General features: G+C 70.9%; 22 protein-coding genes. 7 read left to right on the top strand and 15 right to left on the bottom strand.

What is annotated here, in order from left to right; genetic code table 11:
* Positions 1-63: 63 nt before the first annotated feature.
* Positions 64-1,092: a CDP-6-deoxy-delta-3,4-glucoseen reductase gene (locus tag JI742_RS05580; protein ID WP_201824628.1), complete on the top strand. Its 1,029-nt coding sequence runs from the start codon at positions 64-66 to the stop codon at positions 1,090-1,092.
* A 41-nt stretch (positions 1,093-1,133) separates the two neighbouring features.
* Here the strand turns inward: JI742_RS05580 and JI742_RS05575 are convergent, their stop codons facing one another.
* From JI742_RS05575 to JI742_RS05540, 8 genes are all read right to left on the bottom strand, one after another.
* Entirely contained in the window at positions 1,134-1,838 is a 705-nt protein-coding gene (locus JI742_RS05575; protein ID WP_201826419.1) for an ABC transporter ATP-binding protein, read from the bottom strand.
* Between the two features lie 49 nt (positions 1,839-1,887).
* On the bottom strand, positions 1,888-2,694 hold the full coding sequence (locus JI742_RS05570) for an ABC transporter ATP-binding protein (RefSeq protein ID WP_201824626.1): 807 nt from the start codon (positions 2,692-2,694) through the stop codon (positions 1,888-1,890).
* Positions 2,691-3,860 (bottom strand): ABC transporter permease subunit, encoded by a 1,170-nt coding sequence (locus JI742_RS05565; protein ID WP_201826417.1) that lies wholly within the window; start codon positions 3,858-3,860, stop codon positions 2,691-2,693. The genes JI742_RS05570 and JI742_RS05565 overlap by 4 nt, the downstream gene beginning before the upstream one ends.
* 13 nt (positions 3,861-3,873) lie before the next feature.
* Entirely contained in the window at positions 3,874-4,797 is a 924-nt protein-coding gene (locus tag JI742_RS05560) for a branched-chain amino acid ABC transporter permease (RefSeq protein WP_201824624.1), read from the bottom strand.
* Positions 4,798-4,968: 171 nt separating this feature from the next.
* Positions 4,969-6,321 (bottom strand): replication-associated recombination protein A, encoded by a 1,353-nt coding sequence (locus JI742_RS05555; RefSeq protein WP_434057632.1) that lies wholly within the window; start codon positions 6,319-6,321, stop codon positions 4,969-4,971.
* A 51-nt stretch (positions 6,322-6,372) separates the two neighbouring features.
* Positions 6,373-7,023 (bottom strand): outer membrane lipoprotein periplasmic chaperone LolA, encoded by a 651-nt coding sequence (lolA, locus tag JI742_RS05550; RefSeq protein ID WP_201824622.1) that lies wholly within the window; start codon positions 7,021-7,023, stop codon positions 6,373-6,375.
* Entirely contained in the window at positions 7,020-9,317 is a 2,298-nt protein-coding gene (locus tag JI742_RS05545; RefSeq protein WP_201824619.1) for a DNA translocase FtsK, read from the bottom strand. The genes lolA and JI742_RS05545 overlap by 4 nt, the downstream gene beginning before the upstream one ends.
* A 37-nt stretch (positions 9,318-9,354) precedes the next feature.
* Complete coding sequence (locus JI742_RS05540) at positions 9,355-10,023, bottom strand: Crp/Fnr family transcriptional regulator (RefSeq protein ID WP_201824617.1); 669 nt, start codon at positions 10,021-10,023, stop codon at positions 9,355-9,357.
* Positions 10,024-10,295: 272 nt separating this feature from the next.
* Here JI742_RS05540 and trxB point away from each other — a divergent pair, with 272 nt between their 5' ends.
* The 3 genes from trxB (at position 10,296) to rpmG (ending at position 11,944) form a co-directional block, all read left to right on the top strand.
* A complete protein-coding gene (trxB, locus tag JI742_RS05535) occupies positions 10,296-11,252 on the top strand; it encodes a thioredoxin-disulfide reductase (protein WP_201824616.1) in 957 nt (318 codons plus the stop codon).
* A gap of 246 nt (positions 11,253-11,498) precedes the next feature.
* Positions 11,499-11,732 carry a 50S ribosomal protein L28 gene (gene rpmB / locus JI742_RS05530; RefSeq protein WP_182660471.1) on the top strand — a complete coding sequence of 78 codons (234 nt, stop codon included), beginning with the start codon at positions 11,499-11,501 and terminating at the stop codon, positions 11,730-11,732.
* Between the two features lie 41 nt (positions 11,733-11,773).
* Positions 11,774-11,944: a 50S ribosomal protein L33 gene (rpmG, locus tag JI742_RS05525; protein ID WP_201824614.1), complete on the top strand. Its 171-nt coding sequence runs from the start codon at positions 11,774-11,776 to the stop codon at positions 11,942-11,944.
* 93 nt (positions 11,945-12,037) lie between these two features.
* Here rpmG and JI742_RS05520 read toward each other — a convergent pair whose 3' ends face one another.
* A complete protein-coding gene (locus JI742_RS05520) occupies positions 12,038-12,967 on the bottom strand; it encodes a bestrophin family protein (protein WP_201824612.1) in 930 nt (309 codons plus the stop codon).
* A 144-nt stretch (positions 12,968-13,111) separates the two neighbouring features.
* Between JI742_RS05520 and JI742_RS05515 the strand changes: the two genes are divergently transcribed.
* Both JI742_RS05515 and JI742_RS05510 read left to right on the top strand, forming a co-directional pair.
* Positions 13,112-13,339: a hypothetical protein gene (locus JI742_RS05515; RefSeq protein ID WP_182660465.1), complete on the top strand. Its 228-nt coding sequence runs from the start codon at positions 13,112-13,114 to the stop codon at positions 13,337-13,339.
* A gap of 1 nt (position 13,340) precedes the next feature.
* The gene (locus tag JI742_RS05510; RefSeq protein ID WP_201824611.1) at positions 13,341-13,697 is read left to right on the top strand and encodes an H-NS histone family protein; all 357 of its coding nucleotides are present in this window, start codon (positions 13,341-13,343) and stop codon (positions 13,695-13,697) included.
* Positions 13,698-13,737: 40 nt separating this feature from the next.
* On the opposite strand, the gene JI742_RS05505 is transcribed toward JI742_RS05510, so the two are convergent.
* From JI742_RS05505 to xseB, 6 genes are read right to left on the bottom strand one after another with little or no spacing between them, the layout of a single operon-like run.
* A complete protein-coding gene (locus JI742_RS05505) occupies positions 13,738-14,190 on the bottom strand; it encodes a GNAT family N-acetyltransferase (RefSeq protein WP_201824610.1) in 453 nt (150 codons plus the stop codon).
* Entirely contained in the window at positions 14,187-15,209 is a 1,023-nt protein-coding gene (locus JI742_RS05500; protein WP_236676801.1) for an alpha/beta hydrolase, read from the bottom strand. Before JI742_RS05500 ends, JI742_RS05505 begins: the two co-directional genes overlap by 4 nt.
* Positions 15,210-15,232: 23 nt before the next feature.
* Positions 15,233-15,808: a 2OG-Fe(II) oxygenase gene (locus JI742_RS05495; protein WP_201824607.1), complete on the bottom strand. Its 576-nt coding sequence runs from the start codon at positions 15,806-15,808 to the stop codon at positions 15,233-15,235.
* A 43-nt stretch (positions 15,809-15,851) separates the two neighbouring features.
* Entirely contained in the window at positions 15,852-17,774 is a 1,923-nt protein-coding gene (dxs, locus tag JI742_RS05490; RefSeq protein WP_201824605.1) for a 1-deoxy-D-xylulose-5-phosphate synthase, read from the bottom strand.
* A 19-nt stretch (positions 17,775-17,793) separates the two neighbouring features.
* The gene (locus tag JI742_RS05485) at positions 17,794-18,687 is read right to left on the bottom strand and encodes a polyprenyl synthetase family protein (protein ID WP_201824603.1); all 894 of its coding nucleotides are present in this window, start codon (positions 18,685-18,687) and stop codon (positions 17,794-17,796) included.
* Positions 18,684-18,947 (bottom strand): exodeoxyribonuclease VII small subunit, encoded by a 264-nt coding sequence (gene xseB, locus JI742_RS05480; protein WP_201824602.1) that lies wholly within the window; start codon positions 18,945-18,947, stop codon positions 18,684-18,686. The genes JI742_RS05485 and xseB overlap by 4 nt, the downstream gene beginning before the upstream one ends.
* Before the next feature lie 260 nt (positions 18,948-19,207).
* On the opposite strand from xseB, the gene JI742_RS05475 reads away from it, so the two are divergent.
* Positions 19,208-20,335 (top strand): aromatic ring-hydroxylating oxygenase subunit alpha, encoded by a 1,128-nt coding sequence (locus tag JI742_RS05475; protein WP_201824601.1) that lies wholly within the window; start codon positions 19,208-19,210, stop codon positions 20,333-20,335.
* The last annotated feature ends 79 nt before the right edge of the window (positions 20,336-20,414 follow it).

Genomic DNA, 20,414 nt, shown 5'->3' with positions numbered 1-20,414 from the left:
GGCCCGGACCCGCAGGGGCACAATCGCGCCCGGTCGAAATCGACAGGGTTCGAGGATAACGAGATGAGCTTCACCGTCACGCTGCAACCCAGCGGCCGCCAGTTCCAGGTCGCCCGCGACGAGCCCGTGCTCGCCGCGGCCATCCGCGAGGGCGTGGGCCTGCCCTATGGCTGCCGCGACGGCGCCTGCGGCTCCTGCAAGAGCCGGCTGCTCGAAGGCCGGGTGATCCACGGCGCCCACCAGCTCAAGGCCCTGACGGTGGAGGAAGAAGAAGCCGGCTGGATGCTGAGCTGCTGCGCCACGCCGCAGTGCGACCTGCTCGTCGAGGCGCGCAGCGTGCCCGGCGCCGGCGAGTTCCCGGTGCAGAAGGTGCCGGTGCGCGTGCGCGCGCTGGAGAAGCCCACGGCCGATGTCGCCATCCTGCACCTGCAACTGCCGGCGACCAGCCGCTTCCAGTACCACCCGGGCCAGTACGTCGAGTTCATCCTGCGCGACGGCGCGCGGCGCAGCTACTCGATGGCGAATGCCCCGGCGGCCGAGGGCGCGGCGGCCGATGCCGGCCTGGAGCTGCACATCCGCCACATGCCCGGCGGCAAGTTCACCGACCATGTCTTCGGCGCGATGAAGGAGAAGGACATCCTGCGCATGGAAGGCCCCTTCGGCAGCTTCTACCTGCGCGAGGGCAGCAAGCCCATCGTGCTGCTGGCCTCGGGCACCGGCTTCGCGCCGATCCAGGCCATCGTGCAGCACATGCGCGCCAAGGGCATCGACCGCCCGGCGGTGCTGTACTGGGGCGGTCGCCGCGCGGCCGACCTCTACCGCGACGACTGGGCCCGCGAGGCCGCAGCCGCCCTGCCGAACCTGCACTACGTGCCGGTGCTGAGCGAGGCCGAGCCCGGCTGGACCGGCCGCACCGGCTTCGTCCACGAGGCGGTGATGGCCGACCTGCCGGACCTCTCCGGCCACGAGGTCTATGCCTGCGGCGCGCCGGTGATGGTGAGCGCCGCGCAGCGCGACTTCATCTTGCAATGCCGCCTGCCCGACGACGCCTTCTTCGCCGACAGCTTCACCAGCGAGGCCGACAAGGCCTGAGCGTGTGACGCGCCGGCCCGGCGGGCCGGCGGGGGCCTGCCTCAGGCGCCGAGGTAGGCGGCCTGCACGCGCGGATCGGCCAGCAGTTCGGCGGCGGGGCCGTGCATGCCCAGCTCGCCGGACTCCATCACATAGCCGCGGTCGGCCAGGGCCAGCGCGCGGCTGGCGTTCTGCTCGACCAGCAGCACGGTGGTGCCGCGGGCATGGATGTCGGCGATCACTTCGAAGATGCGGTCGACCATGATCGGCGCCAGGCCCATCGAGGGCTCGTCGAGCAGCAGCAGCTCGGGCCGGGCCAGCAGGGCCCGGCCCATGGCCAGCATCTGCTGCTCGCCGCCCGAGAGCGTGCCGGCCAGTTGCTGGCGGCGTTCCTGCAGGCGCGGGAAACGGGCGAAGACCTCGGCCAGGTCGGCCTCCACGCCGGCTGCGTCGCGGCGCAGGTAGGCGCCCATGCGCAGGTTCTCGTCGATGCTCATGCGGGTGAAGGTGCCGCGGCCCTCGGGCACCATCACCAGGCCGGCGCGCACGCGGTCCCAGGCGCCCTGCCCGGCCAGGTCGCGGCCCTTGAAGCGGATGCGGCCGGCCTGCGGCGCGAGCAGGCCGGTCAGGGCCTTGAGCGTGGTCGTCTTGCCGGCGCCATTGGCGCCGATCAGGCAGACCAGCTCGCCGCGCTGCACATGCAGGCTCAGGCCCTTGACGGCCTGGATGCCGCCATAGGCGACGCGCAGGTCCTCGACTTCGAGCATGGGCTCGGGCGGCAGGCTCATCGCGTGGGCCTCGTGCAGGGCATGAGCTTCATGCGGCGGTGGGCATGGCCGTGTGGCCGGCGCCGAGGTAGGCCTCGATCACGCGCGGATCGCGCTGCACCTCGGCCGGCCGGCCGTCGGCAATGACCTTGCCGTGGTCCAGCACCGTCACGGCATCGCACAGGCCCATGACCAGCTTCACATCGTGCTCGATCAGCAGCACGGTGCAGCCGTCCTGGCGGATGCGGTCGATCAGGGCGCGCAGGGTGAGCTTCTCGGTGGCATTCATGCCGGCGGCCGGCTCGTCCAGGGCCAGCAGCTTGGGCTCGGTGGCCAGGGCGCGGGCGATCTCCAGCCGGCGCTGGTCGCCGTAGCTCAGGGTGCGCGCGCGCGCCTCGGCATAGGCGGCCAGGCCGACGTAGTCGAGCAGCTCGCCGGCACGCTGGGCGATGGCGGCCTCTTCGCGGCGGAAGGCCGGCGTGCGCAGGATGGCACCGAGCAGGCCCGAATGGCTGCGCGCATGGCGGCCGACCATCACGTTCTCCAGCGCGCTCATCTCGGCGAAGAGGCGGATGTTCTGGAAGGTGCGGGCGATGCCGGCACGCGCGACCTCGTGCACCGCCGTCGGCTTGTAGGCCCGGCCGTCGAGCACGAAGCGGCCGGCATCGGGCGCATAGAGGCCGGTGATCAGGTTGAAGAAGGTCGTCTTGCCGGCGCCATTGGGGCCGATCAGGCCGTGCACGCTGCCACGCCGCACGCGCAGGCCGACCTCGCTGAGCGCCTGCAGGCCGCCGAAGCGCTTGCTGGCGCCCTGCACGTCGAGCAGGGGGGCGGCGGCCGCCGCAGCCGGGTTCATGGCGGGCTCCCGGGCTTCGCGGCGACCGGGGGCAGCGCCGCGGGATCGGGCCGGGGCGGGGCCGGCTGGCCATGCTCGGGCGCCGGCCACAGGCCGCGCGGGCGCAGCAGCATGATGCCGATCATCGCCAGGGCCACCATCAACTGGCGCAGGATGGCCGCATCCAGCCGGCCGCCGGTCAGGGCCTGGAGCGGGCCGGCCACATAGCGCAGCACCTCGGGCAGCGCGGCCAGCAGCACGGCGCCGACGACCACGCCCGGCAGGTGGCCGAGTCCGCCCAGCACCACCATCGCCACGATCAGCACCGATTCGTGCAGCGAGAAGGATTCCGGCGACACGAAGCCCTGGAAGGCCGCGAACAGCACGCCCGCCACGCCGCCGAAGGTGGCGCCCATGCCAAAGGCCAGCAGCTTGAGGTTGCGCACATTCAGGCCCATGGCCTTGGCGGCGATCTCGTCCTCGCGCATGGCCATCCAGGCGCGGCCGATGCGGCTCTTCTCGAGCCGCACGCAGACGATCACGCTCAGCACCGCCATCAGCAGGAAGAGGTAGTAGTACAGCGTGACCGAGGACAGGGTGTAGCCGCCCAGCTCCAGCGGCCGACCGAGGTTGAGGCCGAAGACGCGCAGCGGGTCGATGCCCGACAGGCCCTTGGGCCCGTTGGTCAGGTTGAGCGGCGCGTCCAGGTTGTTCATGAACACGCGGATGATTTCGCCGAAGCCCAGGGTGACGATGGCCAGGTAATCGCCACGCAGCCGCAACACCGGCGCCCCCAGCATCACCCCGGCCAGCGCAGCCAGCGCGGCCCCCAGCGGCAGCACCAGCCAGATGGGCGTGTGCAGGCCGTTGGGCAGCAGCGCGGCGATGGCGGGGAAGGTCTCGAAGAGGTGCGGGCTGGCGAGCAGCGCGAACATGTAGGCGCCGACCGCGTAGAAGGCCACATAGCCCAGGTCGAGCAGGCCGGCATAGCCCACCACGATGTTCAGGCCCAGGGCCAGCAGCACATAGAGCAGGGCCGTGTCGAGGATGCGCACCCAGGCATTGCCGAAGCCCTGCGCGACCAGCGGCAGCACCAGCAGCAGCAGCGCGCTGCCCAGGAAGACGGCGAGCCGGCGCCGGGCCGGATCGGCGGGCAGCAGGCGGCTGGCCCAGGCGGTGAGGGGCATCATGGCCGGGGCCTCAGGCACGGTCGGCCACGCGCTCGCCGAGCAGGCCCTGCGGCCGCAGCGTCAGCACCAGGATCAGCACGATGAAGGCGAAGATGTCCTGGTAGTGGCTGCCCAGCACGCCGCCGGTCAGCGGGCCGATGTAGCCTGCGCCGAGCGACTCGATCAGGCCCAGCAGCAGGCCGCCGACCATGGCCCCCGGCAGGTTGCCGATGCCGCCGAAGACGGCGGCGGTGAAGGCCTTGAGCCCGGGCAGGAAGCCCATCGCATGCTGGACCGAGCCGTAGTTGCTGGCCACCATCACACCGGCCAGCGCCGCCAGGGCGGCGCCGATGGCGAAGGTGGCGGCAATCACCGTGTCGGGCCGCACGCCCATCAGCGCGGCCACGCGCGGGTTCTCGGCCGTGGCGCGCATCGCGCGGCCCAGGCGGCTGCGGTGGATCAGCAGCATCAGGCCGGCCAGGGTGAGCGCGGTGACGCCGAGGATCGCCACCTGCGTGAAGGTGATGACCGCCCCGCCGACGTGGAAGACCTGGTTGGGCAGCAGCGTCGGATAGGGCTTGTAGCCGGGCTTCCACAGGATCATCGCCAGCGTCTGCAGCAGCAGGCTGACGCCCATGGCGGTGATCAGCGGTGCGAGCCGCGGCGCATCGCGCAGCGGCCGGTAGGCCAGGCGCTCGATCGCCACGTTCAGCACCATGCACACGCCCATGGCCACGGCCAGCGCGATCAGCAGCAGCAGCACCCCGGGCAGGGTGCCGGGACCGATCAGGGTGATGACCGTCCAGCTCACCATGGCGCCGACCATCAGCACCTCGCCATGGGCGAAGTTGATCAGGTTGATGATCCCGTAGACCATGGTGTAGCCCAGGGCCACCAGCGCATAGATGCTGCCGAGGACCAGGCCGTTGATGATCTGCTGGAGGAAGATGTCCATCGCGTGGTGGGGATCGCGCTGCGGGCGGGTCGGCGCCGCCGGTGGCCGGGACGGTGCAGAGCAAGAAGCCCGCCGGCCCGCCCCCGGGGCCTTGCTCAGGGCGGCGCGAGTGTAGCGGCGGCCCCCGCACCGGCCCGGCAGGGAAGACCCGCCGCGCGGGGGGCGCCGGGCTCAGCCCTTGCGACCGCGGGCCTCGGCATCAAGCTGGCGCAGTTGCGCGAGCTTCTCGCCGATCTTGAGCTCCAGGCCGCGCGGCACGGGTTCGTAGAAGCGCGGCTCGGGCAGGCCCTCGGGAAAGTAGCGCTCGCCCGCGGCATAGGCCCCGGCCTCGTCGTGGGCGTAGCGGTAATCCTTGCCGTGGTCGAGCTGCTTCATGAGCTGGGTGGGCGCATTGCGCAGGTGCAGCGGCACCGGCCGGCTGCCGTCCTGCGCGACCAGGCGGCGCGCCGCCTTGTAGGCGGTGTAGACGGCATTGCTCTTGGGCGCGACGGCCAGGTAGATCACCGCCTCGGCCAGGGCCAGCTCGCCCTCGGGCGAGCCCAGGCGCTCATAGGTCTCGACCGCATCCAGGCACAGGCGCAGGGCGCGCGGGTCGGCCAGGCCGATGTCCTCGGCGGCCATGCGGATCAGGCGGCGGCCGATGTAGCGGCCGTCGGCACCGCCGTCGAGCATGCGCACCATCCAGTAGAGCGCGGCATCGGGGCTGGAGCCGCGCACGCTCTTGTGCAGGGCGGAGATGCTGTCGTAGAAGGCGTCGCCGCCCTTGTCGTAGCGACGCAGTTGCGCGCCGAGCAGCTTTTCCAGCAGGGCCGCATCGATGCTGGCCGTGCCCTGCGGCAGCATGGCCACCACGTTCTCGTAGGTGTTGAGCAGGCGGCGGGCATCGCCGTCGGCATAGCCGATCAGGCGCGCCTGGGCCTCGTCCGCGAGGGGCGGCGCGTCCAGCAGGGCGCGGCCGCGTTCGAGCAGCACGGCCTGGTCGGCCTCGCCCAGCGGTTGCAGCACATGCACGGTGGCGCGCGAGAGCAGCGCGGCATTGACCTCGAAGCTGGGGTTCTCGGTGGTCGCGCCGATGAAGGTGAAGAGCCCGCTTTCCACATGCGGCAGGAAGGCGTCCTGCTGGGCCTTGTTGAAGCGGTGCACCTCGTCGACGAAGACGATGCAGCGGGCTGCGGGCGCGGCCGGCGCGGCGGCGGCGCTGAGCAGGTCGGGGGCCGCGGCCGGCGCGGCGCCGCGGGCGGCCTGGGCCAGGTCGACCGCCTCGCGGATGTCCTTCACGCCGCCGAGCACGGCCGAGATGGCGATGAAGCGCGCGCCGAAGGCCTCGGCCGTCAGGCGCGCCAGCGTGGTCTTGCCGGTGCCGGGCGGACCCCAGAGGATCATGGAATGCAGGCGCCCGGTCTCGAAGGCCATGCGCAGCGGCTGGCCGGGGCCGAGCAATTGCGGCTGGCCGATGACCTCGTCGAGGTGGCGCGGCCGCAGGCGCTCGGCCAGCGGCGCGGCAGGGTCGGGGCGGGCAGCCACGTTCGGCAGGGCGGGGCGGCGCGGTGCGGGCGCTGCGGCGGGCCGACGGCCTCAGGGCCGCAGCACGTCCGCGCCCTTGGGCGGCGTGAAGCGGAAGCGATCGGCCGCCAGCACCGGATTGCTCTCCACGGCGCTGAAGACGATGCGCGAGCGCTGGCCGAAGGCGTCGAGGATCTCGACCTCGCTCAGCGCCTTGTCGCGGAAGGCGATCTTCAGGCTCTGGATGCCGCTGTCGCCGATGCGCGGTGTCGCGCGCAGCCATTGCTGGCCCTCGGCATCGGGCAGGGCTTCAAGCTTGAAGTCCTTGTCGACCTTGCCGCCGGCCAGCAGGGCCGCCGGGGTGGCGCCCAGGGCCTGGTTCATCGGTCGCACAGTGACCTGTTCGAGATCGACATCGTGCAGCCAGACCTGCTGGCCGTCGCCGACGATGAGCTGCTCGAAGGGCGCGTCGTAGGCGAAGCGGAAGCGGTCGGGCCGCATGAACTCGAAGCGGCCGCTGCTGCGCTTGACCTTGCTGCCGTCGGGCGAGCTGACGGTCTGGGTGAAGCTGGCGCGGCCGGTCTTGACCTCGTCGACGAAGGCCTGCAGCGTGCCCAGGGCATCGGCACGGGCCGGCAGGGCCGCGGCCAGCAGCAGGCCGCAGGCGCCGGCGATCAGCCAGCGGCGGGGGACGGACGAGGCGGTGGGGCGAAGGGTCTTCATGCGGATTCGTCGCGACGCGGCACGATCAGGTCGCGGTTGCCGTTGGTGGACATGGCCGATACGAGTCCGGACTTCTCCATCTGTTCCAGCAATCGGGCCGCGCGGTTGTAGCCAATGCGCAGATGGCGCTGCACCAGCGAGATGGAGGCCTTGCGGTTCTGCAGCACGATGGCGACGGCCTGGTCGTACATCGGGTCGGACTCGCCCTCGCCGCTGGCGCCCAGGCCGGTGGCATTGCTGTCGTTGCCGTCCTCGCCGTCGAGCGTGCCGCCTTCAAGGATGCCCTCGATGTAGTTGGGCTCGCCCTGGCTCTTGAGGTAGTCGACCACGCGGTGCACCTCCTCGTCGCTGACGAAGGCGCCGTGCACCCGCACCGGCAGGCCGGTGCCGCTGGGCATGTAGAGCATGTCGCCCATGCCGAGCAGGGCCTCGGCGCCCATCTGGTCGAGGATGGTGCGGCTGTCGATCTTGCTGCTGACCTGGAAGGCGATGCGGGTCGGGATGTTGGCCTTGATGAGGCCGGTGATCACGTCCACGCTGGGCCGCTGGGTGGCTAGGATCAGGTGGATGCCGGCGGCGCGCGCCTTCTGCGCGAGGCGGGCGATCAGTTCCTCGATCTTCTTGCCCACCACCATCATCAGGTCGGCCAGCTCGTCGATGACGATGACGATGTGCGGCAGGCGATCCAGCGGCTCGGGCGCCTCGGGCGTCAGGCTGAAGGGATTGGGCAGCAACTCGCCGCGCTCGCGGGCCTCGTCGAGCTTCTTGTTGTAGCCGGCGAGGTTGCGCACGCCCAGCTTGCTGAGCAGCTTGTAGCGCCGCTCCATCTCGCCCACCCCCCAGTTCAGCGCATTGGCCGCCTGCTTCATGTCGGTGACGACGGGGCAGAGCAGGTGAGGGATGGCCTCGTAGACGCTCATCTCCAGCATCTTCGGGTCGATCAGGATCAGCCGCACATCGCGCGCCTCGGCCTTGTAGAGCAGGCTGAGGATCATGGCGTTGATGCCGACCGACTTGCCCGAGCCGGTGGTGCCGGCCACCAGGCAGTGCGGCATCTTGGCCAGGTCGGCCACCACCGGGCCGCCGACGATGTCCTTGCCCAGGCCCATGGTCAGCATGGAGGCCGCGTCGTTGTAGGCCTTGGAGCCGAGGATCTCGGCCAAGCGGATGGTCTGGCGCCGGGCGTTGGGCAGCTCCAGGGCCATGGTGGTCTTGCCGGGAATGGTCTCGACCACGCGGATCGACACCAGGCTCAGCGAGCGAGCCAGGTCCTTGGCCAGGTTGACGACCTGCGCGCCCTTCACGCCGGTGGCCGGCTCGATCTCGTAGCGGGTGATGACCGGGCCGGGCGAGGCGGCCACCACGCGCACCTCGACGCCGAAGTCCTTGAGCTTCTTCTCGATCAGCCGGCTGGTCATCTCCAGCGTCTCGGGCGTGACGGTGGTCTGCGCGCCCGGCGCGGCATCGAGCAGATGGACCTGCGGCAGCTTGCTGTCGCCGGGCTCGCGGAACAGCGGCGGCTGCATCTCCTGCTGCACGCGGCGCGAGGGCTTGATCTCGGGCGGCGGCGGGTCGATCACGACCGGGGGATGGGCGATCTGGGGCTCGCGGTCTAGGGCCAGTTCGACTTCGCGCTCGCGCAGGGCCTGCTCGCCCAGGCGGGCATCCTCGGCCCGCTCGACACGGTGGCGGCGCTGCTCGCGCAGGCGATCGAGGCCGGCGCCCAGGGCCTCGGCCAGCCGCAGCCAGGAAAAGCCCAGGGCCAGCGGCAGCGCGGCCAGCAGCGCGGCAATGCCCAGTGCGCCGGAAGCGGCATGGCCGAAGGCGGTCAGGCTGCCCTGGCCCAGCATCATGCCCAGCACCCCGCCGCCCTGGGCGCCGGGCAGGGCCGCCTCGAACCGGTAGAAGCGCGACCATTCCAGCGCGCAGCTTGCAGCCAGCAGGGCAGCCAGGCCCAGCAGCAGCGGCAGGCCGGCCGCCGGGGCGCGCCGCAGCAGCGCGCGCAGGCCGACCGGCAGCAGCCACCAGGCCGAGTGGCCGAAGAGGAAGAGCAGCAGGTCGGCCAGCCAGGCGCCGATCAGGCCGGCGTGGTTGCGCACCTGGCCGCTGCCGTCGCCCGAAGTCGACCAGGCCGCATCCAGCGGGCTGTAGCTGCCCAGGGCCAGGGCCAGCCAGAACAGCGCGATCAGGCCGAAGAGGCGCAGCAGGGGCCGCCGGGCCGCGGGCGCGGCCGAGGACTCCGACCGCTCCACCGGCCGGGGGGCGGACCCCAGCGATCCAAGGGGAAAACTCATGCGCGGATTGTGGCCGAAGCCCCCGCGCGGGCCGGCTTCAGGCGCGGGCCAGGCGCTCGCGCAGGTTGACCGAGCCGTCGGCCTGGGTCTCGATGTAGCCGCGCACCTCCAGGTCTTTCATCACGCGGCTGACCATCTCGCGCGAGGCGCCGACGACCTTGGCCAGGTCCTGGCGCGAGACCTTGTGACGGATGCACTTGAAGTCGCCGCCGTCCTCGGCCATGTCGATCAGCGAGCGGGCGACGCGGCCGTAGACATCCAGCAGGGCCAGCGATTCGATCTGCCGGTCGGCCGCGCGCAGGCGATCGACCAGGCCGCGCATCACGGCATGCGCCAGGTTGCCCGGCTCGGGCAGGCAGCGCTGGAAGGTGGCCTGGTCGAGGATGAGCACGTCCGAGGGCAGCTCGGCCTTGACGGTGGCCGAATGCGGCGCCCGGTCGATCAGGCTCATCTCGCCCAGGTGCTGGCCGGGTTGCAGCACCGCCAGGATGACCTCGCGACCGCGCGCCCCCACAGTGACGACGCGGGCCCGGCCGGTCAGCAGGATGTAGAGCGCGGCATCCTGCTCGCCCTGGCGGACGATGGCTTCGCCGCGCTTGTAGCGGCGCTTGACGACGGCCTCCGCCACGGCGCGGGCCTGGTCGGGCGACAGCGCGGCGAACAGGGGCAGGCGGCGGATCAGATCGAGGTTGGACAACATGGCCACGGTCGGCACTCCCAGGGGCGGGCAAGAGAAGGACAAGAGCGTTCCGCCGGAGCGGGGCGACAGCGATCGCCGCGATAGCCCGGCGTCACGCGCCGGTCGAACGCCGCTCCCTAGAATCCCGTAAGGTTTTCGGGCCGCAGCGTGACGACCGTCACGAATTGACTCTACGAACTCCCCCGGGGCCCGAAGGGCTGATAAACCGGGGCGATACCCGCCAGCGGCTTGGATCCCCCAGGCCGCCCGCCCCCTCCCCCTGCCGAATCCCTCCGACCATGAGCACTCCCACCCACGCCCGCGTCCTCATCCTGGGATCGGGCCCGGCCGGCTACACCGCCGCCGTCTACGCCGCCCGCGCCAACCTCAAGCCGCTGCTGGTCACCGGCCTGGCCCAGGGGGGTCAGCTCATGACGACGACCGAGGTCGACAACTGGCCGGCCGACGTGCACGGCGTGCAGGGCCCCGAGCTGATGCAGCGCTTCCTGGAGCATGCCGAGCGCTTCAAGACCGAGATCGTCTTCGACCACATCCACACGGTCGATCTCGCCCAGCGGCCCTTCACCCTGCAGGGCGACAACGGCAGCTACACCTGCGACGCGCTGATCATCGCCACCGGCGCCTCGGCCAAGTACCTGGGCCTGCCGAGCGAGCAGGCCTTCATGGGCCGCGGCGTCAGCGGCTGCGCGACCTGCGACGGTTTCTTCTACCGCGAGCAGAAGGTCTGCGTGGTCGGCGGCGGCAACACCGCGGTGGAGGAGGCGCTCTACCTGTCCAACATCGCAAGCGTCGTGCACCTGATCCACCGCCGCGACAAGTTCAAGGCCGAGGCGATCATGATCGACAAGCTGATGGAGAAGGTCGCGGCCGGCAAGATCGTGCTCGAGCTGAACCAGCGTCTCGACGAGGTGCTGGGCGACGCCAGCGGCGTGACCGGCGTGCGCCTGGCCGCCGTCGACGGCGCGGCGACGAAGGAGCTGAGCGTGCAGGGCTGCTTCATCGCCATCGGCCACCAGCCCAACACCGGCATCTTCGAGGGCAAGCTGGCGATGAAGGACGGCTACCTCATCACCCAGAGCGGCCTGAACGGCATGGCCACGCAGACCAGCGTGCCCGGCGTCTTCGCCGCCGGCGACGTGCAGGACCATGTCTACCGCCAGGCCATCACCAGCGCCGGCACCGGCTGCATGGCCGCGCTGGACGCCCAGCGCTTCCTGGAACAGCAGGGCGGCTGAAGCCTGCGCTCGGCGGGGCTGCGGTCGGGGCTGTCCCGGTGTTGCGGGCCTGTCTATAATGCGCGTTTTTGTCGGAATCCGACCCGGGCCGAAAAGCCCGAGCAGGACGCGCCGCAAGGCACCGGCAACGCCCCACCGGGCAGCCCGTTTCGGGTGGTCCGGGAAGGCAGGGGCCGACACCAGGGCCGCCGATGGGGGCGGGCCCTGCTCTGCAGGTCGATTCGAAACACAGATCGGAGAAGCGTCATGGCACGCGTCTGTCAAGTCACGGGCAAGCGCCCGATGGTCGGGAACAACGTCTCCCACGCCAACAACAAGACCAAGCGTCGGTTCCTGCCCAACCTGCAGTACCGCCGCTTCTGGCTGGAGACCGAGAACCGCTGGGTGCGCCTGCGCATCAGCGGCGCCGCGCTGCGGCTGATCGACAAGGTCGGCATCGATCAGGTCGTCGCCGAGCTGCGCGCCAAGGGCGAGCTCTGAGCCGCACCCCCCATCCATCACGCTGATTTCAGGAGCTAGCCATGGCAGCCAAAGGCGGACGCGAAAAGGTCAAGCTGGAGTCCACCGCGGGCACCGGCCACTTCTACACCACCACCAAGAACAAGAAGACCACGCCCGAGAAGCTGGAGTTTTCGAAGTTCGACCCCAAGGCCCGCAAGCACGTGGCCTACAAGGAAGTGAAGCTGAAGTGATGTCCGGGCGCTGCCTGTGCAGCGCCGCGTGCAGACCCGAAGAAAACCCCGCCCGGCCGCATGGCCCGGCGGGGTTTTCTTCATTCCGGGCCCTCAGTGCAGGCAGCCGTCGACCGCTTGCAGCGGCGCGGGTGCGGGCTCGCCCAGGGCTTCGAGCAGGTCGATCTCGATGATGCGGCACAGGGCATCGAGCGGCAGGTGATGGGCGCTCAGGCCGAAAGGCTGCTCGATCTCGTCGCCGAGCGCATCGAGGCCGAAGAAGGTGTAGGCCACGATGGCCACCACGAAGGGCGTCATGAAGCCCAGTTGGTCGATCAGGCCGAAGGGCAGCAGGAAGCAGTAGAGGTAGGCCGTGCGGTGCAGCAGCAGCATGTAGGCAAAGGGGATGGGCGTGCCGCGCAGGCGCTCGCAGCCGGCATGGGCATGGGTCAGGGCCGCCAGCGAGCGGTCGATCTCGGCCGCCAGGGCCGGCGCCACCCGCCCCTGCGCCAGCGCCTCGCCGAGCAGCTCGGCATTGCGGCGCAGCAGGGCTTCGCTGGGCAGGCGCAGGCGCTGGGCGGCTGCCGCCTCCTCCGGGCCGATGAGGCGCGCCAGCTCCGCGCCAGGCGCGCTGCCGCGCAACTGGTGGCGCACCAGATGGGCGTGGGCGATGCAGCGGCGCACGAAGTCGCCGTGGCGCTGCCGACCGGGCACGCTGTCCTCGAGCGGTCGCACCAGGCTCAGCCACTGTCGCGCCAGGGTGCGCGAGGACTCGACCATCTGGCCCCAGAGCCCGCGGGCCTCCCAGTAGCGGTCGTAGGCCGTGCTGTTGCGAAAGCCCAGGAAGATCGCCAGCGCCAGGCCGATCAGCGAGAAGGGCACCGGCGTCAGGGTGATCTTCCACTGGAACAGCACGCCGTGGCTGAGGGTGACCACCACGGCCAGCAGCGTACAGGTCAGCAGGCTCGGCGCAATGCGCGGCAGGATGGAGCCGCGCAGGGCGAAGAAGAGGCGCAGCCCGTTGGGCCGTTCGTAGAGGATCATGGGCAGCGGCAGACGGGACGGACGGCCCGACGGGAGGCCGGAACGCAGGCCCATGCTAACCAGCAGCCCCCCAAGGCCCGCCGATTTGCAGGTCGGCAGCGTTTCAGCTTGGCAAGGACTGTCGCAGTCGAGGACAATAGAGGGATGGCTGCATCCTCCGACACCACCACCAAAGTCGCCGAAAACGGCCTGCGCTACAAAAGCAAGGCTCCCGGCTCTCCCTTCGTGTCCTCTGGTGCCTTCTCTTCGAGCACCATGTCCTGCTTTCTTTGCGGCAAGCACCGCCTGCGCTCCCAGCTGAAAAGCCGGCGGCTGCTGGGCAAGGTGCAGACGGTGTGCGCACCGAGCTGCAAGGAGCTCGCCAACACCTGAAATGGCGGAGTCCTCGCTGACGCCTGAACAGCGGGTGGTCGTCCACCGCATCCGGGCGTTGATGGCTTTCTGGCAGATCACGCCCGAGGAACTGGCCGGGGCCGACATCGGCCCCGCGCCTGCCCCCCCTCCCCCGCCGCCCTCGGCCCCCAAATACCGTCATCCGCGCAGCGGCGAGACCTGGGATGGTCAAGGCTCGCAGCCGGATTGGCTCAAGCAGGCTCTGCTGCGCGAGGGTTTCCTCGTCGAAGAGCTTCGGATCGAGGCGGGCGAATCGTTCGTCGATGCGCCGGCCGCACCCGAAGCAGGTGCGGAATCAGCCGACCCCGCCGAATCGCGCGAGACCAGTGCACGCTGAACCGATCAAGCCCGCAGGCTGAGAGCCTGCACGGCCTTTCTCACAGCCTCAAGCGCATGCCGCGATGCATGAGGCCGGCTTCCTCGTAAGCCAGGCCTTCCGCCACGAAGCCTTCGGCCGCGTAGAAACCCAGCGCATGGCACTGGGCCGACAGGCTGACTTCACGATCCCCGCGCGAGCGCGCCGCCTCGACCAGGGCGCGCAACATGCGCCGGCCCAGGCCCCGGCCCCGCGCGGTCACCAGCACCGCCATGCGACCGATGCGCGCCACCCCGTCCCGGGCTGGCAGCAGGCGGGCCGTGGCCACCGGGCCGCGCGGGCCGTCGACGATCAAGACATGCAGCGCATGGGCGTCGTCGGCATCCCACTCTAGCGCCACGGGCACGCCCTGTTCCTCGACGAAGACGGCCAGGCGCACGGCACGGGCGCCCTGCGCGGCCAGGTCCGCCCAGGCGCCCAGGATCAAGTCGGGTCCGCCGCCGTCCAGGCTCATGGCGCGAGCCCGAAGGCCAGGCGCAGGGCCTCGGCCGCCTCGGCATGAGCTTGCAGGGCCTCGGGCAGCGCCCGGCCCATCTTGACGAAATCGTGCACCACGCCCGGCCAGACCCGCAGGCGGGTCGGCACGCCGGCCGCCTGCAGGGCCTGGGCATGTGCCAGCGCATCGTCATGCAGGGGATCGCAGGCTGCCAGGCCCATCCACAGCGGCGCGGCACCGCGCATCTCGGGCGCCAGCAAGGGGGCGAAACGCCAGTCCTCGCGCTCGGCGGGCGCGGCGTAGTGGTCGAAGAACCAGTCCAGGGTGGTGTCGGACAGCAGATGGTCACGGCGGTAGGCCGCATAGCTGGCGGTGTGCCGCAGGCGGCCGCAGACCGGATAGATCAGCATTTGGAGGCGCAGCGCCGGCAGGGCCGGATCGGCCGGCCGACCCCGGGCGTCCGTGCGCGCGACAATGGCGCAGACGGCAGCGAGCGTGCCGCCCGCGCTGTCGCCGCCGACGGCCAGGCGCTGCGGGTCCAGGCCGAGCGTGTCTGCCTCGCGCCCCAGCCAGGCCAGGGCATCGAGCGCATCGTTCACGGCGGTCGGGAAGCGGTGCTCGGGCGCGCGACGGTAGTCCAGCGCCAGCACGGCCGCGGCGCTGCGCAGCGCCAGTTGGCGGCAGAGGCTGTCGTGGCTTTCCAGGTCGCCCAGCACATAGCCGCCGCCATGCAGGAAGAGCAAGGCCGGCCGCAGGCCCGCGCATGGGCCGTGGGCGTAAAGGCGGGCGGCGATGCGCTGGCCGTCGCGCATGGGCAGCAGCAGGTCCTCGACACGGTCCAGCGGCGCGCGCGGAAGGTCCAGGATCTCGGCGCCGCGGGCATAGGCCAAGCGGGCGCCTTCGACGCCCAGGCTGGGCAGCGGGGGCCGGCCGGCCCGCTCGATGCGGACCAGCAGATCGCGCATGCGCGGGTTCAGGTCGGGGCGCCGCTCGGGCGGCTCGGGCGCGCGCCCGGGGTCGGGCTCGGCAAGCGCCATCTCAGGCTGCGAATGCCTGGCGCTCAACGCCACTTCGGGCCGTCGAACCAGACCGCCAGGCTGTGGCGCCGGCCGCGGGTCACCGGCCGCAGGGCATGCGGCACGAAGGACGGGAAGACGAAGACCGTGCCCTGCGTGCGGATGGCCTGCTTGTCCGGATAGGCACCGCCGAGGTCGTAGAGCTCGAAGTCGCCGCCCTCGTACTCGGCGGGATCGGTGAGCTGGACGATGACGGTCAGCTTGCGGTGGTAGTGCGGATCGCCATTCATCCAGAACACGTCGTGGTGTCGGTCGTACTTGCCCTCGTAGCTGGCGTCGTACTCGGCAAGCTGGATGTAGCTGAGGTTGGTGATGTGGAAGTTGAACCAGTCGCGGTTGGCCACCAGGCCCAGGCGCCAGACCTCGTCGAAGAGGAACTGGAAGTCCGGATCGTTGACCTGGATGAAGCGCACCCGCGAGCGGCGGTGGCTCAGGTCCTTGTTGTCGCCACCCTTGCCCATCACCGCCTGCTGGTCCGGAATGCGCTGGGCCATGGCCAGGATGCGTTCGCAGGTCTCGGGGCTGAAATGCCCCTTGAAATAGCACCACTCGCCCTTCATCGCGGCTCCTGGAAGACAGGCCTTGGGAGAGGCGCCCGGACGCTCAGGCCGCAGCCTGGCGGCTGCCGTCGCCGACTGCGCTGACGGGCAGGAAGCGCTGGCGGATGGAGCGCTCGATACCCGCCGCATCCAGGCCGAGCTGAGCCATCAGCAGGCCGGGGTCGCCATGCTCGGTGAAGGCATCGGGCAGGCCCAGCGTCAGCACCGGCCGGAGCTGGCCCAGGGCCTGGAGCGCCTCCAGCACCGCGCTGCCGGCGCCGCCCGGAAGACAGCCTTCCTCGACGGTGACCAGGGCCTCATGCTCGCGGGCCAGGGTGTCGAGCAGCTCGCGGTCCAGCGGCTTGACGAAGCGCATGTCGACCACGGTGGCATCCAGCGCCTCGCCCGCCGCCAGGGCCGGCTGCAGCACGGTGCCGAAGGCCAGGATGGCCAGGCGCGGCCCGGTGCCCTGCCCGCCGGCCGTGCGGCGCACCTGGCCCCGGCCCCAGGGCAGGGGCGTGAGGTCGCTGCCGGCGTCGACGCCGGTGCCGGCCCCGCGCGGGTAGCGCACCGCCACCGGATGGTCCTGCAGGAAGGCGGCCGAGAGCGCCATGCGGCATTCGCGCTCGTCGGACGGCGTGATCACGCTGCAATGGGGGATGCAGCGGGTGTAGGCGATGTCGAAGACGCCGTTGTGCGTGGCGCCGTCGGCGCCGACGATGCCCGCCCGGTCGAGGGCGAAGACCACCGGCAGCTTCTGGATGGCGACATCGTGGATGAGCTGGTCGTAGCCGCGCTGCAGGAAGGTCGAGTAGATCGCGACCACCGGCTTGAGCCCCTCGCAGGCCAGGCCGGCGGCGAAGGTCACCGCATGCTGCTCGGCGATGCCGACGTCGAAGTAGCGGGCCGGAAAGCGGCGCTCGAATTCGACCAGGCCCGAGCCCTCGCGCATCGCCGGCGTGATGCCGACCAGGCGCTCGTCGACCGCCGCCTGGTCGCACAGCCACTGGCCGAAGACCTGGGTGAAGGTCGGCTTGGGCGGGCTGGCGGGCTTGAGCAGGCCAATGGCCGGGTCGAACTTGCCCGGGCCGTGGTAGGCGATGGGATCGACCTCGGCCCGGTCGTAGCCGAAGCCCTTGCGGGTGACGACGTGCAGGAACTGCGCACCCGGCTTGTCGCGCAAGTTCTCCAGCGTGGGGATGAGCGCGTCGAGGTCGTGGCCGTCGATCGGGCCGACGTAGTTGAAGCCGAACTCCTCGAAGATGGTGCCGGGCACGACCATGCCCTTGGCATGCTCCTCGAAGCGGCGCGCCAGCTCGAAGAGCGGCGGCGCATTCTTGAGCACGCTCTTCGCCCCCTCGCGGGCCGAGGCGTAGAACTTGCCGCTCATCAGGCGCGCCAGGTACTTGTTCAGCGCGCCGACCGGCGGGCTGATCGACATGTCGTTGTCGTTGAGCACGACCAGCACCTGCGGCACCTTGCCCTGATGCGGCACGCCGCCGTTGTTCAGGGCCTCGAAGGCCATGCCGGCGGTCATCGCGCCATCGCCGATCACGGCGACGCAGTGGCGCGATTCGCCACGAATCTGCGCGGCCAGGGCCATGCCCAGCGCGGCCGAGATCGAGGTCGAGGAATGCGCGGTGCCGAAGGTGTCGTACTCGCTCTCGTCGCGGCGCGGGAAGCCGCTCAGGCCACCCAGTTGGCGCAGCGTCGACATGCGTTCGCGGCGGCCGGTCAGGATCTTGTGCGGATAGGTCTGGTGGCCGACATCCCAGACGAGGCGGTCGTCGGGCGTGTCGAAGACATGGTGCAGCGCGATCGTCAGCTCGACCGTGCCGAGGTTGCTCGACAAGTGGCCGCCGGTGCGGGCCACGCTTTGCAGCAGGAAGTCGCGCAGCTCGTCGGCCAGTTGCTTGAGCTGCGGCCGGCTGAGCCGCCGGACATCGGCCGGGCTGTCGATGGTGGAGAGCAGGGGGTGAGAGGTCATCGTCGGCATCCTGCGCGGCTCAGGAATTGCGGTCCAGCACACGGTCGGCCAGCAGGCCGAGGCGATCGGTCTGCGGCAGCCCGGTGCGGGCCAGGGCGGCATGGGCGCTGGCGTGCAGGGCACGGGCGCGGGCGCGGGCCACCTCCAGGCCGAGCACGGTGACAAAGGTGGGCTTGTTGGCGTCGGCATCCTTGCCGGCGGTCTTGCCCAGCGTGGCCGAGGCCTGGGTGGCGTCGAGGATGTCGTCGACCACCTGGAAGGCCAGGCCCAGGGCGGACCCGAAATCCGACAAGGCATCCCGGACGGCGGGCGGGGGGTCGCCGCAGGCGGCGCCCATCTTCACGCTGGCCAGCAGCAGCGCGCCGGTCTTGCGGCGGTGCATGTCGGCCAACTGCATTTCGTCGAGCGGCTGGCCGACGCTGCTGAGGTCGATGGCCTGGCCGCCGGCCATGCCCTCCTCGCCAGCCGCACGGGCCAGCAGGCCGACAAGCCGGGCTTGCAGCGCGGCGGGCATGTCGCCTTCGGTGGGCGTCAGCACCTCGAAGGCCAGGGCCTGCATCGCATCGCCGGCCAGCATGGCCATGGCCTGGCCGTAGCGCACATGCACGGTGGGCTTGCCGCGGCGCAGGACATCGTTGTCCATGCAGGGCATGTCGTCGTGGATCAGCGAGTAGGCATGGATCAGCTCGACCGCGCAGGCCGCGCGCAGCGCGGCCTCGGAATGCGCCGCGCCCACCGCCTCGGCGGCCGCCATCACCAGCAGGGGACGAAGGCGCTTGCCGCCATCGAGCACGCCGTAGCGCATCACCTCGCCCAGCCCGGCGGGCGCTTCCAGCCGCACCCAATTCATCAGGCCTTGCTCGACGCGGTCCAGGGTCTCGCGTGTCCAGGCCTCGAAGGTGTCGTGCGTCATGCGTCCTTCCAGGGCTTGAGCTGATCGGCTTCCAGCACCTGCACCTGCTGCTCGACCGCTTGCAGGCGATCACGGCAGAAGGCTAGCAGCTCGGCCCCGCGGCGGTAGCCATCCAGCAGGCGGTCCAGCGGCCATTGACCCGATTCCAGACCCGTGACCAGGGTCTCCAGTTCGGCCAGTGCCGCCTCGTAGCTCGGCGACGGATCGGTGGCTTCGTGGGCCGTGGCAGGACGGGATGGGAGCGGGGAGGATCGGGCCATCGTGCAGGGCGCGCAGCCCGTGGATATCGCTGGAGAAGACGCATCCATTGTAGTCAGCGGGTTTTCGATCAGGCCCCCCTTGCCCTTGGCCCGCAGCGCCTCGGCCTCGCCGACCCCCTGGCTACAATCCGCCCCCCGTCGACCTCCGACGGTCCCTTGGTGCAGCTCGGCCGGCACCGACCCGAAACGGTCGTCCCACCCCGCCGGAACCGCGAGCTGCTGGGCCCTGCTTGTCCTTCAAGACTGGAGTTGCCCGGACCATGTCCGACCTGAGCATCACCCGCAACGTCCTCGTGCGCAGCCATGCGCAGCTGCCCGTGTCGAGCTATTTCGACGAGGAACTCTACCGTCGCGAAATGGAGGTGCTCATCCGACCTGGCCCCCGCTACCTCGGGCATGCGCTTGCCGTGCCCGAGGTGGGCGACCACCACACCCTGCTGCACGAGGGCGAGGGCCGCGCCCTGGTCCGCACCCGGCAGGGCATCGAGCTGGTCTCGAATGTCTGCCGCCACCGCCAGGCCATCATGCTGCGCGGTCGCGGCAACACGGGCTCGAACATCGTCTGCCCGCTGCACCGCTGGACCTATGACCTGCAGGGCCAGTTGGTCGGCGCGCCGCACTTCGAGCAGGACCCCTGCCTGCACCTGCCGCGTTACCCGATCCAGTCATGGAACGGCCTGCTCTTCGAGGCCAACGGTGTCGACGTGGCGGCCGACCTGGGCAGCCTGGGCCCGCGCAGTGCGCTCAACTTCGAAGGCTATGTCTTCGACCGCGCCCACGTGCACCGCTGCGCCTACAACTGGAAGACCTTCATCGAGGTCTATCTGGAGGACTACCACGTCGGCCCCTTCCACCCCGGCCTGGGCAACTTCGTGACCTGCGAGGACCTGCGCTGGGAGATGGGCCGCGAGCATTCGGTGCAGACCGTGGGCGTGGCCAACCATGCCGGCCAGGCCCTGGGCAAGCCGGGCTCGGACGTCTACCGCCAGTGGCACGAGGCCCTGCTGCGCTTCCGCGAGGGCGAGGCTCCGGCCCATGGCGCGATCTGGCTGACCTACTACCCGCTGACCATGGTCGAGTGGTATCCGCATGTGCTGGTCGTCTCGACCCTGCACCCGCGCGGGCCGCGCGAGACGCTGAACCTCGTCGAGTTCTTCTACCCCGAGGAGATCCACGCCTTCGAGCGCGACTTCATCGAGGCCCAGCAGGCCGCCTACATGGAGACCTGCGTCGAGGACGACGAGATCGCCGAACGCATGGACGCCGGCCGCCTGGCCCTGTACCAGCGTGGCGACAACGACGCCGGCCCCTACCAGAGCCCGATGGAAGACGGCATGCAGCACTTCCACGAGTGGTACCGGCGCAAGATGGGCGCGGCCTTCGGCTGAGCCCCGTTCGCCACACCCGCCGCGCCGCCCGCGCGGCCCCCGAGGGGCACGGCCTGCCAGGCCGTGCCCCTTCGTCTTG

The sequence above is a fragment of the Piscinibacter lacus genome (assembly GCF_016735685.1).
Classification (GTDB): Bacteria; Pseudomonadota; Gammaproteobacteria; order Burkholderiales; family Burkholderiaceae_C; genus Aquariibacter; species Aquariibacter lacus.
The sequence above is the reverse complement of the archived record's forward strand: the minus strand, read 5'-3'. Positions and strand labels throughout refer to the sequence as shown.